Annotated in this window: 14 protein-coding genes; 4 read left to right on the top strand and 10 right to left on the bottom strand. The window is 37.8% G+C overall.

What is annotated here, in order from left to right:
* Positions 1-19 precede the first annotated feature (19 nt).
* The 4 genes from AN964_RS06300 to AN964_RS06315 form a co-directional block, all read right to left on the bottom strand.
* Entirely contained in the window at positions 20-1,087 is a 1,068-nt protein-coding gene (locus tag AN964_RS06300; protein ID WP_055738885.1) for a Ger(x)C family spore germination protein, read from the bottom strand.
* Positions 1,084-2,178: a GerAB/ArcD/ProY family transporter gene (locus AN964_RS06305; protein ID WP_055738886.1), complete on the bottom strand. Its 1,095-nt coding sequence runs from the start codon at positions 2,176-2,178 to the stop codon at positions 1,084-1,086. The genes AN964_RS06300 and AN964_RS06305 overlap by 4 nt, the downstream gene beginning before the upstream one ends.
* Positions 2,179-2,204: 26 nt before the next feature.
* The gene (locus tag AN964_RS06310; RefSeq protein ID WP_055738887.1) at positions 2,205-3,722 is read right to left on the bottom strand and encodes a spore germination protein; all 1,518 of its coding nucleotides are present in this window, start codon (positions 3,720-3,722) and stop codon (positions 2,205-2,207) included.
* A gap of 269 nt (positions 3,723-3,991) precedes the next feature.
* Positions 3,992-4,963: an ABC transporter substrate-binding protein gene (locus AN964_RS06315; RefSeq protein ID WP_055738888.1), complete on the bottom strand. Its 972-nt coding sequence runs from the start codon at positions 4,961-4,963 to the stop codon at positions 3,992-3,994.
* 174 nt (positions 4,964-5,137) lie between these two features.
* On the opposite strand from AN964_RS06315, the gene AN964_RS06320 reads away from it, so the two are divergent.
* From AN964_RS06320 to AN964_RS06335, 4 genes are read left to right on the top strand one after another with little or no spacing between them, the layout of a single operon-like run.
* Positions 5,138-6,142: a FecCD family ABC transporter permease gene (locus AN964_RS06320; RefSeq protein ID WP_055741158.1), complete on the top strand. Its 1,005-nt coding sequence runs from the start codon at positions 5,138-5,140 to the stop codon at positions 6,140-6,142.
* The gene (locus AN964_RS06325; RefSeq protein WP_055738889.1) at positions 6,139-7,194 is read left to right on the top strand and encodes a FecCD family ABC transporter permease; all 1,056 of its coding nucleotides are present in this window, start codon (positions 6,139-6,141) and stop codon (positions 7,192-7,194) included. The genes AN964_RS06320 and AN964_RS06325 overlap by 4 nt, the downstream gene beginning before the upstream one ends.
* A 49-nt stretch (positions 7,195-7,243) precedes the next feature.
* Positions 7,244-8,065 (top strand): ABC transporter ATP-binding protein, encoded by an 822-nt coding sequence (locus tag AN964_RS06330; protein ID WP_055738890.1) that lies wholly within the window; start codon positions 7,244-7,246, stop codon positions 8,063-8,065.
* Positions 8,055-8,867, top strand: a complete 813-nt coding sequence (locus AN964_RS06335; protein ID WP_055738891.1) for an IucA/IucC family C-terminal-domain containing protein — start codon at positions 8,055-8,057, stop codon at positions 8,865-8,867. The genes AN964_RS06330 and AN964_RS06335 overlap by 11 nt, the downstream gene beginning before the upstream one ends.
* A gap of 11 nt (positions 8,868-8,878) precedes the next feature.
* Here AN964_RS06335 and AN964_RS06340 read toward each other — a convergent pair whose 3' ends face one another.
* From AN964_RS06340 to AN964_RS25365, 6 genes are all read right to left on the bottom strand, one after another.
* On the bottom strand, positions 8,879-10,231 hold the full coding sequence (locus AN964_RS06340; protein ID WP_055738892.1) for a (Fe-S)-binding protein: 1,353 nt from the start codon (positions 10,229-10,231) through the stop codon (positions 8,879-8,881).
* Positions 10,228-11,640, bottom strand: coding sequence for a glycolate oxidase subunit GlcD (glcD, locus tag AN964_RS06345; RefSeq protein WP_055738893.1), 1,413 nt, complete (start codon positions 11,638-11,640; stop codon positions 10,228-10,230). Before glcD ends, AN964_RS06340 begins: the two co-directional genes overlap by 4 nt.
* Before the next feature lie 96 nt (positions 11,641-11,736).
* A complete protein-coding gene (locus tag AN964_RS06350; RefSeq protein ID WP_055738894.1) occupies positions 11,737-12,828 on the bottom strand; it encodes a CdaR family transcriptional regulator in 1,092 nt (363 codons plus the stop codon).
* Positions 12,829-13,181: 353 nt separating this feature from the next.
* Positions 13,182-13,517 carry a spore coat protein gene (locus tag AN964_RS06355; protein ID WP_055738895.1) on the bottom strand — a complete coding sequence of 112 codons (336 nt, stop codon included), beginning with the start codon at positions 13,515-13,517 and terminating at the stop codon, positions 13,182-13,184.
* Between the two features lie 17 nt (positions 13,518-13,534).
* Positions 13,535-13,837: a hypothetical protein gene (locus AN964_RS06360; RefSeq protein ID WP_055738896.1), complete on the bottom strand. Its 303-nt coding sequence runs from the start codon at positions 13,835-13,837 to the stop codon at positions 13,535-13,537.
* A 220-nt stretch (positions 13,838-14,057) separates the two neighbouring features.
* A complete protein-coding gene (locus tag AN964_RS25365) occupies positions 14,058-14,192 on the bottom strand; it encodes a YuzL family protein (RefSeq protein WP_083489243.1) in 135 nt (44 codons plus the stop codon).
* Positions 14,193-14,456: the final 264 nt, after the last annotated feature.

Raw genomic sequence — 14,456 nt, forward strand, 5'->3', positions numbered from 1 at the left:
CTATTTTTTATCTGTTTCTTTATTCAACCGTACCGCTTTCTACGATTTTTACCTTTGGTACTATTTTAAACGTAACATTTTTGTAGTCCGAGTCCCACCATTTATCCCAATCGAAATGTCTTGTAACATTCTCGGCACGTTCTCCAATCCCTACGGGGTCTATTTTATGCTTTTGAAAATCCTTCAATAACGATAATGTTTCTCTTTCAATCTTTTTTTCAAATGCCTTTTCAAATTTATTCATAATCGTATTAGAAATCTTTTTCCCGGTATATTCGCGAATGATGCCTTCTATATCTATATTAATAGTGACTTCGTAAGGATTCTTTTTATTATTTACTTTAATGTTATTACTGGAGTTAATACTTCTAACCACTACTTCCTCATTATTAATTTTCACTGCCTGGTTTCCCTGACTGTGCCGATCTACTAACAGTTTAAAGAAAAACATTTTTTTAGCGGGAAGTTCCATCACCATCTTTTTTGTATTAAATAAAGCAATCCCTGTAATCTGCAGCTCATTATTATTTACCTGCTTAATGATAGGCAAATAGGTGGTTCTTCCTTTTTCATGCAGATAGGCGCCAAATAAATGTAAATTTTGCCTTGGAACATCGAGATACTTCATATTATGGTCAAGCAGATCTTTAATATATATACCATTACCTGTGTTTCCGTATTTACCCATTAAGAGTGTGGAAGTACTGCCGTCTACAACAGCAAGATGAATCCTCGATCCAATATTAGGATCTCTTTGAAAGGAATCAATTAAATGGAAGAAACCGCGTTTCGCCAAACTCTTCCCAAATAAAGCAACCTGCAAACTTCCTGTTACTAAAGGCTGGTCAGATTTCTTTTGCAGATTCTCCAATATTTCTCGAGTAACCTTGGATTTTGCCACCAGCACATTATTGGATACACTTTTGTCTGGCATGTAGGTTGGATAAAGAATGGTTCCTTGAATTTTTCCATCCGTCCAATCAAAGCCTGCAGCCGTTTCAATATTTTGTTTATCGATGATCTGCTGCTGAACACATCCGCTTAAAATAATACTTGTGAACAGACATAGGATGAAGAGTCTTTTCATGCCTTTTTTTTCACCTTCTTTACAATGGATGCCAAAAGAAAAAGAATAGGTATATAAATGAAATTAAGGATAAATCCTGTGTTGCCAGTGATGGCATTTAACAAGTTAATTTGTAAACGATTATTAAATAAAGGACAGCAAATAAGGATGATTCCGCTTAAAATCCAAACGCCATATTTTTGTTTTATTTTCATGGTTCTCTTTAGTAAACGGGTAGCACACCACAGGGATAAACAAATATTGGGCAAAATAACCAAGCACCAATTTGCAATTCCGATATATTCGAAACGTTCCACAACCAGAAAATGGACTATTTTAAAAGTAGTTAATGTGGCCCAAATATCTTTTTGCAACTGTTCCTCCCCGTAAAATGCGAAGCAGATAATGGTCATATAAAAATAAAATAACAAAGAATAACATAATCCAAGGTGTGCCCATTTTTTTGATTTCTTTGGTTCTTTTATAAAAGGGTAATAAATCATAAGAGTTTCAAAACCCATATATGTTAGGGACATGCTTTGGGACGCTTCTAATAATTTATTAAACGAATGATTAAAAAGTGGTAAGAAATGGCGAAAATCACCAAATGGGATCGCAGCTCCAAGTACATAAATGATATACATTGGAAGAACAAACGAAAAAAAAGAAATGCCAATTACCGTTCGGATTCCTCCGAAAATAATATAAATACATAGCAATAGATAAAGCAAAGAAAACCAAAAGGTACTTAGATCGGGAAACATCCAAACTTGTATAACCTCGATATAGGAACGAAGAACGGTAATGGATAGTATAGAAAAATATAAGACAAAAAATATACTTAATATTTTCCCCAGCCATTTGCCAAATACAAATTGATGAACGTCGGTTAGATCTCCGTTTACCGTTTCCAGTTGTTTATACATGAATGACATCACCAGAAGGGATGCGACACCTGCAATAATAACAGATTGCCACGAATCATAACCTGCGATCATTGCGATAATTCTTTGGAATCCAAGAGCCCCTACCCCTATCTGCATGGATATAACGGAGTAAAAAACAAAATAGGGCGAAAATTTCCGGTTTTCCGGGATGGATTGAGGCTGCATAATATGACCTCCGCTTAATATTTCAGCTACTCATCAATATCTTTTTTCCGTTTTCCGTCCTTTGGCGGAAAGCGAACGGTATCTTTCGTTTGCAAATAAAGCGGGCGAAGTATTTGCTTATTAAAACCTAAGCGTACAATGGTATCCTTCAAATCAGGAAATCGTAAAGGATATAAAGGTTCTAAATATGGCCTTCCTAAAGAAGTTAATCGGATTAAATGGGTTAAAAGAATGCAAAAACAAAATACAATTCCAAGTAATCCCCATAACTGCGCAAATAGTAAAAAAGGGAATCGCAGGATACGAATAGTATTACCGATTTTATAGACCGGCGTCGTAAAGGATGCCAGTGCGGCTAAGGCAATTAAAATGAGCAGAACATTACTCGTAAAGCCTGCGTCTACGGAAGCAGTTCCGATAACGATACCGCCCACGATACCGATTGTTTGTCCGATTTTCGTTGGCAGACGTGCACCGGCCTCTCGCAAGAGCTCAATCGTGAGTTCCAGAACGAGTGCTTCTAGAATAGGTGGGAATGGCACTCCCTGACGAGAACTAATTAACGTCGCCATCAGGTTGGTAGGAATCAAATGATAATGATAGGTTAAGGCCGCTACATACAAAGGAGTTACCAATATAGAGAATAGTACGGCAAATATCCGTAAAAGTCTGAAGAAAGTGGCCATAACCCAGTTTATATAATAATCCTCGAATGAAACGAAAAACTCAACAAGCGTTGTCGGCCCAATCAAAGCATGGGGGGAACCATCTACAATGATGACCGCTTTTCCCTGGCTTAGTACACCGGCAGCCCGATCCGGCCTTTCAGTGTCCAGAAAGGATGGAAAGGGTGATGAATGATTATCAGATATAATTTGTTCAATAAAAGAACTATCACTAACCGCGTCAAAATCGATGGACTTCAGCCTTTGTCTGATGGTTTCCACATTTTCATTATTAGCTGTTCCATTAATATAAAGTAATACTACTTTCGTTTTGGAAAGCACCCCAACTTTATATTCTTCTAATATTAAATCCTCAATAGGCAATCTTTTTCTTATTAAGTTTATGTTTTGGTCAATAGACTCTATGAAAGCTTCCTTTGGTCCAATAACACTAAATTCAATTTCAGGAGCACTAACTGTCCGCGTGATTTGTTTTTGTGCGGAAATAAAAGCAAATTTACTATCTCTCTCGTGCTCTGTTCGCAGTAAAACATACCCATTATAAAGTTTTTGCTCAATTTGACTTAAATCCGTACTTAAATGGAAATCAGCTACGGGTAGAATTTTATTAAGATCTTCTACTTTTTCAAACCATTCTTCCAATAAATACGGAAGAACATCCTTTTGAATAATTTCCTCATCTGTTAAGGTGGAAATAAATTTTAAAGAAAAATGTAAATTTGTTCGGTGATTGAAATATTTTGCCTCTTTAATATCCTTGGATTTCGGTTGGTTATCCTGTGTAACTATTTGTTGCTGCTGCTGTTGATTGGTATTAGACGATTCCTGATTTTTCCTTCTTTTTTTAAAAAAGTCCATATCCGTTCCCCCGCATTGAAAATTGGATGGCCAGTAATCTGAGGGAAAATCCAGCCATCCTATCGAACATAGTCTTTACCAATAAAAGGTGTAATATGTAAAAGAAGTGAAAAGAGTAAAAAAAGCGGGACAGGGAATTAACCAAGGAGGGAAATGGGGACATATATCCAGGTACGTGAAGAAGTAAAAAGTCCTGAGCGCCGGAAGAAACAAAGGTGGGATAAAAGAGAGTTGATAAAAAAAGGGGACAAGAAATTTGTCCCCATGTCTCACTGTTTATTTAAGAAAATCTTTTCAATATCATCGAGCATTAAGTTAGCAGCGATTACACCGCCAGCAGTATTCCAAATAACATCATTTACTTTATGAACATTTCCTGCTTTCGCAACTTTTAGGTTTTTAAAGAGAGGATCATTAATATACTCTTTTTCCAGTGATGATGCGTTTCCATCACCAGTATCATAGGTGAAATAGAACAAAATGCCCCCATCCATTGCAGGAATTCGTTCTTTTGTCAAATTACGTTCAGCAAAATCATTTACATCCTGACCTTTTGGTCTTGCAAATCCAAGTTGGTCAAAGATAACACCTGCAAAGGTATCTTTATGATAAATTCGAACATCTCCGGACATAAAACGAACAAGGGAAACTTTCATTTTTGTTTTGTCTCCAAGCTCCTTCTTTATGTCAGCAATTCTTTGATCAAATTGTTGAATAACTTCTTTTCCTTTTGCCTCTTTATTAACTGCTTTAGCATAGAGGGAGAAGTTATCTTTCCAATCACCGCGCAATGTTTCAGCAAAAACAGTAGGAGCGATGGCACTTAATTGATCATATATTTTTTCTTGGCGCATTTTATTTCCGATAATTAAATCTGGGTGCAATTTTGCGATAGCCTCTACATTCACTTGATCTTCCGTACCGACAACTTTTACACCCTTCATTTTATCTTTAATATGGTCATACCATGGATGACCGGTCCAAGATTGAACTGCTCCAACAGGTTTTATACCTAATGCAAGTAGTGCTTCTGTACCTTCGTTTGTTAAAATGACAACACGTTTTGGTGTTCCTTTTATAGTGGTTTTGCCCATAGCGTGTTCAACAGTATAGCTTTTGTCCGAAGTATTATTTGTTCCTTTACCTTTTTCACTATTACTTACGCTCTTATTTCCACAAGCAGCGAGAAGAAGTAAGGATAATATAGCAATTATCGTAAATATGGATTTTAACTTCCGCATTATCTATGTACCTCCTGAATGTGATTGATAATCATTATCATTTATTCCTTCTTAATCATAAAGGGAGTGGGGAGGACTGTCAATATATAAATGAAAATGATTATCAAAATCATTGACTTCATGCCCAACTTTTCCTAGACTAGTGGTAGAGAATGATTGAAAGGTAAAAATAAAATGGTCTTAAAATATAATTGGCAGAAGTTAGTTGGAACGATTATAGCTGTCATATGTTTGGTATGCCTGATGGGGATGAGTATTATATATGGCTATACAGATACGTCTATAAAAACAGCCATTCAGTCCTTTACACATTTTAATGGATCCAATAAGCATATTATTATCACTACCGTTCGTTTACCAAGAGCATTTATTGCCGGTGCAGTGGGGGCATGTCTTGCCATGTCCGGTGTTATTATGCAAACACTAACGAAAAATCCATTAGCATCGCCGGGGATTCTTGGAATAAATGCTGGTGCGGGTTTTGCAGTTGTCATTGCAGTAACTATATTTAAAGTTACGAGTTTACAAGGATTTGCTTGGGTTTCCTTTGCAGGAGCTGCATTAGCTGCAATCATTGTTTATTTATTAGGGAATACAGGCAGAGAAGGATTAACTCCTATGAAGCTTACATTAGCAGGAGCTGCTATTGGTGCGTTATTTTCCTCCTTTACACAAGGTCTACTGACATTAAATGAATCCGCGTTAGAACAAGTATTATTTTGGCTAGCAGGTTCTGTTCAAGGAAGAAAATTAGAAATATTAACCTCCGTGCTTCCATATATGATTATTGGTTGGGGGGCAGCACTCCTCTTAGCTGGAAAAATGAATATACTGGCTATGGGAGATGATGTAGCAAAAGGGCTCGGTCTGAAAATCGGACTCGTAAAGATTGGCGCAGGTCTGATTGTTATTTTACTTGCAGGAAGTGCCGTTGCTGTTGCGGGACCAATCGGATTCATCGGAATTGTCATTCCCCATATCGCCAGAAAAATAATAGGAATAGATCATCGCTGGTTACTCCCTTTTTCGGGACTTTTAGGAGGCATATTACTGCTTGCTGCGGATATCGCCGCCAGATACGTGATTATGCCCTCAGAGGTACCAGTTGGTGTTATGACCGCCATAATCGGTGCACCATTCTTTATTTATCTGGCAAGAAAGGGGTTAACGAGACGATGAGTCAATATAAAAGTATTCGTCTTTTAAAAGGGAAAATATCATTCATCCTTGACCGTCGTGCTCTCTGGATCACAGGTACATTATTCCTTTTATTATTAATTGTATTTGTAACAAGTACTGGTTTAGGTGATATGAAAATAAATCCTTTAAGGGTTTTAAAAGTATTTTTTGGTGGAGGCAATGCTTTTGATCAATTAGTGATTACAAAATTTCGCCTTCCAAGAATTATCGTTGCATTGTTTGTTGGCATGGCCTTAGCTGTTGCTGGATCTATCTTACAGGGAATCATTCGGAATCCACTTGCATCTCCGGATATTATCGGTATTACTGGGGGAGCAAGTGCAGCTGTAGTAGGGTTTCTAGCGATATTTAGCAATGCAGATAATATACTGACAGTTAGCATAGATTGGCTGCCTGTTGCAGCCTTCCTAGGAGCAACTGTAGTCGCTTTTTTGGTGTATTTCTTAGCTTGGAAAAATGGTGTTTCGCCTATACGACTAGTGTTAATTGGTATTGGTGTATCTGCTGTTATGCAAGCCATTACGACAATGTTAATGCTAAAGGGTCCTATTTATAGAGCAAGTGAAGCGAATATTTGGATCACAGGTACAGTGAATGGATCCAATTGGAGTAATGTATATGTTATTGTTCCAACGGTGTTAGTACTTGTTATTATCTCGTTTATTTCAGCTAGAAGAATAAACATTCAGGAGTTAGGGGATGAACTTGCTACTGGTGTTGGAAGTCCCGTGCAAAAACAACGATTTCTGCTTTTAATCCTAAGTACTGCATTAGTAGGTTCGGCAGTTGCCTTTGCTGGAGGAATCGGATTTGTCGGTCTAATGGCACCACATATGGCGAGAAGGTTAGTCGGTTCGAGCTTTGGTGCACTTCTTCCGACTGCTGCATGTATTGGTGGAATTCTTGTCATGCTCGCAGATTTAATAGGACGGACAATTTTTCTGCCGCTTGAAATTCCTGCAGGTGTTTTTACTGCAGCAATTGGTGCTCCTTACTTTATCTATCTATTATTTCGGGCAAAAAATGCATAATGCAGGGTTGGATTAGTGGGATTTTTTAGAAAGGAAAGGAGAAAAAATTATGACCGGAACAATAGAAACAAAGGCTTTAACGTTAGGATATGGTGATTCTATTATCATAAATGAATTAGATATTGCCATTCCAAAAGGTGAAATTACGGTTTTTATCGGCGGGAACGGCTGTGGGAAATCAACTCTATTAAGATCTATTGCACGGCTTTTAAAACCGGAATCGGGCTCCGTACTTTTCGAAGGGAAGGATGTCGCAAAGCTTCCGACTAAAGAAGTGGCAAAAAAACTATCGATTTTGCCTCAGACTCCCGTTGCACCTGAAGGATTAACGGTTCTCCAGCTTGTAAAGCAAGGTCGTTTTCCTTATCAATCATGGCTAAAGCAATGGTCAGAAAAAGATGAAGAAATTGTCATGAATGCATTAAAAGTGACAAATATGGAGGAATATAAAGACCGACATGTAGATGAGCTTTCTGGTGGACAAAGACAGCGCGCGTGGATTGCGATGACATTAGCACAAGACACAGATGTTATACTGCTTGATGAACCAACAACCTATTTAGATATGACACATCAAATTGAAATCCTAGACTTACTTTTCGAATTAAACGAAAAAGAAAAACGTACGATTGTCATGGTACTGCATGATTTAAATTTGGCATGCAGATATGCCCATAACATCGTAGCGATAAAAGACAAACAGGTTTATGTGCAAGGAAAACCAGAAACGGTTATAAGCTGTCAAATGATAAGGGATGTTTTCGAAATGGATTGTCAGGTGACAATTGATCCACTTTTTGGAACACCGTTATGCATACCATTTGGAAAAGGCCGTTGTATCTTAAAGGATGGAGCAATCAATGCTGTCTAATTTAACGTCTTCTGAAGTGAATGCATTATCAAAGTTCCGCTTTACGGATCAAAAGCCCAGTGAAAGAAGAAATATCGCAGTTCACGAGTTATTTGATCATACTACATTACAAGACCATCTAAATAAAATCGGTAAACAAATGGGCTCACCAACACATAGAGTGACCGCTTCTTTATTGACGAAAAGAATGGCTTTCTATGCAGTTATCCATTTATATACTATGAGTGTTTTGAACAAAAGGTTAAGTGTTGATATAAAAGAAATGAGCCTAGTTGAAAAAGATGATGATTCATTGTGGTTGCCGGATTTTTATTTAGGGAATTTTATTATTAGCGAAGCATGCAAGAATCGGAATCAGTGGAGGGAAGAAATTGTAGAAAATTTGTTTGCACACTTTTTTCACCCATTGATAGAAGCACTTAGGGAAGTAACCAGATTTTCAAAAATGGTGATGTGGGAGAATATTGCTTTATATATTTTTTGGTTGTATGAATGCCTTTTGAAGGAAGAGAAAAAGATTGAAATAAAACAAAGAATAGAAGATGATTTTTGTTTTATTATACAGAAAGCAGAAGGCACATTATTTGGCCCTTATTTACAAAATCCACTGACTAGATTTGATCGTGAAAAAATATACCGGGAAGAATTCAATGAGTGGATTCGTGTACGAAAAACTTGCTGTTTATCCAATTTGTTAGATGCTAAAGATGGAAAACGATGTGCAACATGCCCGAATGGGTGCAATATGTCGCCATTTAAAAGGGAAAAAGGGACAGGTCCTACGTCCCAATATAAGGAGTAGGATCCATCCCATTAATGAAATAATGGACCTGAATCCCGATCCAAGGACGCTGCCTCGGCCAATAAATCAACAATATGGACAGCTTCCACTTTTTCTGACAAGCCTTCTCGTTCAATTCCAAGCTTCATTTGCAGCAAGCAGCCAGGATTGGCTGTGACGATGGTGGTTGCATTGGTAGCTTTCGCATTCACCATTTTGGAATCAAGAATTTTCATCGACATTTCCGATTCAACAATATTATATATTCCCGCTGAACCGCAACAGCTGTCAGCCTTGTTCATCTCTCGAAATTCTACCCCATCGATCGCCTTCAATAAGGTTCTTGGCGCATCCGAGGTTTTCATGACATTCCGCAAATGACAGGAATCCTGATAAGTCACGACACGCTCTGATAATCGTAACGGAACTTTATGATGAAACTCTAATTCTACTAAAATTTGTGTTATATCTTTTAATTTATTTTTAAAAGCAATCGCACGCTCTTTCCATTCAGGGTCGTCCTTCAGTAAATGATCATAATCGATTAAAAAGGCTCCGCATCCGCCGGCATTTGTAATAATATAATCCACATTTACCTTTTCAAAAGCTTCGATATTTCGCTTTGCCATTTCCATTGCTTTCGTTTTTTCACCACTATGACCATGCAGGGCTCCGCAACAGGCTTGTGATTTTGGAATGACAATTTCACATCCAGCAAGTTTGAGCAGCTTGATCGTTGCATTATTCGTATCCAAAAACATGGTATCCATTAGACAGCCAGCAAAGAAAGCAACTCTTTTCGCTTCTACACCGTTAGCCGGAAAATACTCGGGTCTGCTTTTTATTTCTTTTATAGTTGGCACTTTCGGCAACACTTTCTCCATGGTTGCCAAATTCTCAGGAAATAGCTTCATAAAGCCGATTTTCCTGGTCAGCTTTTGCAACCCGGAGCGCTGATAAAATCCTAATAGTCCAGTTACGGTTTGCATGCGGTTTTGATGCGGAAAAAGCCCTTCAAATACAGCATTTCGAACAGCTTGTGCTGGCATGGTGTGTTTTTTGTTTTGATGTATGATATCTCTTGCTTCTTCCAGAAGGTGGCCGTATTTCACACCGGACGGACAAACAGGCTCACAAGCTCTGCATCCCAAGCATAGGCTTAAGGAGCGTTCCACATCTTCATCCGGTTCCAGCACACCATCTTTTACTGCTTTCATTAAGGCAATTCTACCACGCGGAGAATGGATCTCCTGAAATCCAGATTCAATATAAGTGGGACAAGAGGGAAGACAAAACCCACATCTCATACAGTTTAATAATTCATCTTCATCCATCCGTTCAGCAAATTGCTGCCTAATAGTTGTTTGTTCTTTTATTGTAGTCATCTTGTCACCACCAAACGTTTCCGGCTCTCTTTCGCAAAGACCTTTCCAGGGTTCATAATATTATTAGGATCAAAACTAGCTTTAATTGCTTTCATCGCGGCAATTCCTTCTTTCCCTAGCTTCCATTCAAGATAGGGTGCTTTCATTGCTCCCACACCATGTTCACCTGTAATAGTGCCTCCAAGTTCTATTGCTTTCGCAAATATTTCTGCAAAAGCATGTTCCACTCGCTCTATTTCATCGCGATCGCGCACATCCGTAGGGCATGTAGGATGGAGGTTTCCATCACCTGCATGACCGAAAGTTGCAATTTTCACATGATATTTATCGGCTATTTCATTGATAGCACGAACCATATTAGCAATTTCTGATCTAGGGACTGTTGCATCCTCTAAAATAGTCGTTGGTTTCAGCCTTGCCAAAGCAGAAAGGGCAGCACGTCTCGCAGCAGTTAAATTTTCCGCTTCTTCATTTGTCCCCGCTATCTGCACAGACTCAGCTAATTCCTCATGACATATTTCTGCAATTCTCTTCATATCCCTTTCCACAATTTCAGGAGCTCCATCCTGCTCAATCAAAAGAACTGCTTTTACGTTAGTTGGCAATCCGATTTTGGCAAAGTCTTCAACAGCAATTAAAGTCGGCTGGTCTAAAAACTCAAGGGTGGCAGGGATGATTCTATTCGCGATAATTCTCGAAACAGTTCTTGCAGCAGCTTCCATATCTTGATAGAGTGCCAGCATCGTTTTCTTCGTTTCAGGCATCGGTATCAATTTAAGCGTTGCCTCTGTAATAATACCAAGTGTTCCTTCCGATCCGACAAATAGCCTTGTTAAATCATATCCGGCAACATCTTTTGCAAGCTTGCCTCCAGTACGGATAATATCCCCATTTGGAAGGACAATTTCAAGACCCAAAACGTAGTCGCGAGTAACTCCATATTTAAGGCCTCTTAATCCGCCGGAGTTCTCATTTAAGTTCCCGCCAATCGTTGATATTTTCATAGAGCTGGGATCCGGGGGATAGAAGAGACCAGCAGCTTCAACCGTATTAGTCAAATCGAGCGTGATAACACCTGGCTGAACGATAACGGCAAGATTTTCTTCATCAAGCTCGAGAATTTTATTCATATGCTTGAATAAGAGCACAATCCCGCCTTCAGTAGGGCAAGTACCTGCACAAAGATTTGTTCCTGAACCGCGTGGAACAATTGGAATCTTATGTTCATTGCAAAGCTTTACAATTTCTGATACTTCCTTTGTATTACGGGGTGCTACTATCATATCCGGCATGGATTGAAATTGCGGTGTGGCATCATAGGAATATACAAGTCTGCCAGCTTTTGAATCATCTATATTTTCATGACCAACTATTGAAACTAATTTTTCCTTTAGTGTTGAGGTAATCAAGAAAACGCCTCCAATCATTTTTCTTGATATAAGTATAGAAAAAGCGAGGGAATCTCGCTATGTATGTTGAAACAAAATATATGACATTATTTCGTTTTAATTTGTATATTCATCTAAAATTTGCAGGGCAATGTAGAGGATTGCTTGATCACGAGTATGTTTTGGGTTTAAACCAGTTAATTCTTCCGTTTTTTTCAGTCTATAATGTAAGGTATTTATATGAATATGCAAATGATTAGCTGTTGCTTTAATAGAATAATCATGCTGGAAGTATGCCTTTAAAGTTTCAATCAGTTCAAAGTCCATTAATATTGGCTTTAGTGTTCGCTCAATAAATAATGCTTTCGTTTCCATTCGCACATCATCGATTATCATTTCTAAAGTGAGGTCCTCATCAAATACAATCCACTCAGTCCCCTTGACGGAACGGAGTGCACGTTCAGCCTGCAAAAATGACTTTTTTAAATCCTTTGCCGGCGTAATATTTCCAACTCCAAAAATAAGGTCATCCTTCATTATTTTTTTCCAAGTAGAAAGTTTTTGCCTTAGCTGTTTTTGGTCAAGAGGTATATCTGCATCTAACAATAATAAAAAGCGATCATGTCCCCATCTTATTAGAAGTTCATTCTTTTCTAGAGTGTTATGCCACTTTTCAATAAGCTGCTGACTTGGTTGTGGATTATTTTCCATTTTTATAAGTACTAATTGTCTAGAAACATTTATGTCAATACCTAGTCTTTCCGCACGATTGATAAAAGTGGGATCCCATTCCCTGAGTTCAAGCCAATCAAAAATAAACGTTTCCATCGCGCGTATATGACGACCTGTTTCCTCAATATATATGCTTTCTTTAATAAGTAGCTCTGTCATCCTCTTTAGTAATTCCCCATACTGGGAAACTGCTTCAGGGCTACCGGTGATGCCAATCACTCCAACAACATGTTCACCTGTAAATATAGGTAAATTAATTCCAGCCTTTACTCCCATCATATTTTTCTCGTCTTCAAGTGAGATAATCAGCTTTTGTTTGCTTTTACAAGTTAATAAAGCTCCCTCGTGGAATTGGCCAATTCTTGTTTGATTAGTAGCAGCAATAATAATTCCGTTCGTATCCATGACGACAATTTCTTCATTTAATAATTTTCGGACCTCTTGAACAATCTTTTTAGCGAGATTGGCATGTAACAAAATAGGCACCCCATCCTGAAGTTTACTTTACACATATTATAGTGGAATGTTGAAGAGTTCGTCATACTAAAAGTGCGATTGATAATTGATGGGCTATCTATAAGATAGAAAACATTATGAAGGACAAAATGAAGTTGGGGAAGGGGGGAATTGTCCTTTATAACGTTGATGAAGGACAAACTGAAGCAAGGGAGGGATGGGAGTGTCCTTCATAAGGTTGATGAAGGACAAAATGAAGCAAGAAAAAGAAGGAAGTGTCCTTCACAAAGGTTATGAAGGACAAAACTAGCTCGATCAACAATAAATATGTCCTTCACAATAATTATGAAGGACAAGATTCTTTCAAAAATTAATTAATGCATTTGATTCCCATAAGGAAATTGTGAAGAATACTCCTGATGATTCTGATAGGATTGCTGCATTTTTTGCTGATCTGCTTCTTCAAGCTTATACCAGCCTTTGCGAAACATAAGATTAAAAATTTCCCGCTGCTCATTTTGTGTTTCGTTAAAAATGGACAATAGATCCTGATAAAGACCTTGATGGCTAGCTTCATTTAATGCATTATTATAGGAAGCAGTCATATATTTTTCCATTGATAATAAATCAGTAGCAAAATCGCGGTCATTCATTCGCGGTGTTTTTGGAACCTGTGTTTGCGGATTTTGAATACCTTGTTGGTTTTGCATATTTAACACCTCCTTCATTACATCATTTGTTGATTTTGTTGAATCGTTTGATTTGCTTGATTTTGTTGAAAAGCTTGAGCCTGATTTTGCAAATGATGCTGAAGATGTCCAAGTATTTGACTATAGTGGCGCTGGTGCATTTCTCCGCATTTTTCACATGCAGCTTTTACTTCTTCGTCTTGACAATGTTCAGCAGCAAAATGTGCTTTTTTCATCGCAAGTAAATTCCAAGCCAGCATATCATCAATATAAGACAAATCTTTCGTAGAGATGATGCTTGGCGGCTGATTCATAGCCGTTTGCTGGTTTTGCTGTTGCATAAAAATACCTCCTTTTTATCGATTTAACCCTGTGTATAACTTTTGAAAAGTTTATCTGCAAGTTTAGCTTCAGCGCCTATCGGCTAGTGAATTTCTCTGTCTACGCACTACGATAATTCAACATTTCCTTTATCTAGAGCCTGCGATTACGAAGGTGAAATTACACTTCAAATTTCACTCATCCATACGCCGATGGGTAATGCGCTTGCGTATTTGTTTTTTAGCGTTTTTTATATTGGTTATTTTGACTATTAACTTTTCCGCCGCCATCCGCTTCCACTGTAGGGCCTGCATTTCCTTTCACACTTGCTGCACTTACACCAGCCTTGGATGGATTTTTTTTGAGCCTTGCCACAGGTAACTTCACCTCCCAAATAGATTCTAAAAGTTAGATTTCCCATTACTGACCGAAATATCATTCAAAAGCAGGATTGTAAAATTTTTGCTCACTAAAAACAGGTTGAAAGCTTCAGAAAAACTCTTAGTATCGCTCTTTATTAAAATTTATAAATTTTTCGAGAATTAATTATTGAAGGAATTTAAATATTCATTTATATTAGAAGTAGTAAAACTCATTCGTGAGATATTTTTTTGGTTATAAAATGAATGAGTATTCATT

Source organism: Heyndrickxia shackletonii, from assembly GCF_001420715.1.
In the GTDB taxonomy this organism is placed as follows: domain Bacteria; phylum Bacillota; class Bacilli; order Bacillales; family Bacillaceae_C; genus Margalitia; species Margalitia shackletonii.

What these genes read in the sequence shown, in the direction of transcription:
- AN964_RS06300 (WP_055738885.1), bottom strand. Translation starts at nt 1,087, where the DNA reads ATGAAAAGACTCTTCATCCTATGTCTGTTCACAAGTATTATTTTAAGC.
- AN964_RS06305 (WP_055738886.1), bottom strand. Translation starts at nt 2,178, where the DNA reads ATGCAGCCTCAATCCATCCCGGAAAACCGGAAATTTTCGCCCTATTTT.
- AN964_RS06310 (WP_055738887.1), bottom strand. Translation starts at nt 3,722, where the DNA reads ATGGACTTTTTTAAAAAAAGAAGGAAAAATCAGGAATCGTCTAATACC.
- AN964_RS06315 (WP_055738888.1), bottom strand. Translation starts at nt 4,963, where the DNA reads ATGCGGAAGTTAAAATCCATATTTACGATAATTGCTATATTATCCTTA.
- AN964_RS06320 (WP_055741158.1), top strand. Translation starts at nt 5,138, where the DNA reads ATGGTCTTAAAATATAATTGGCAGAAGTTAGTTGGAACGATTATAGCT.
- AN964_RS06325 (WP_055738889.1), top strand. Translation starts at nt 6,139, where the DNA reads ATGAGTCAATATAAAAGTATTCGTCTTTTAAAAGGGAAAATATCATTC.
- AN964_RS06330 (WP_055738890.1), top strand. Translation starts at nt 7,244, where the DNA reads ATGACCGGAACAATAGAAACAAAGGCTTTAACGTTAGGATATGGTGAT.
- AN964_RS06335 (WP_055738891.1), top strand. Translation starts at nt 8,055, where the DNA reads ATGCTGTCTAATTTAACGTCTTCTGAAGTGAATGCATTATCAAAGTTC.
- AN964_RS06340 (WP_055738892.1), bottom strand. Translation starts at nt 10,231, where the DNA reads ATGACTACAATAAAAGAACAAACAACTATTAGGCAGCAATTTGCTGAA.
- AN964_RS06355 (WP_055738895.1), bottom strand. Translation starts at nt 13,517, where the DNA reads ATGCAAAACCAACAAGGTATTCAAAATCCGCAAACACAGGTTCCAAAA.
- AN964_RS06360 (WP_055738896.1), bottom strand. Translation starts at nt 13,837, where the DNA reads ATGCAACAGCAAAACCAGCAAACGGCTATGAATCAGCCGCCAAGCATC.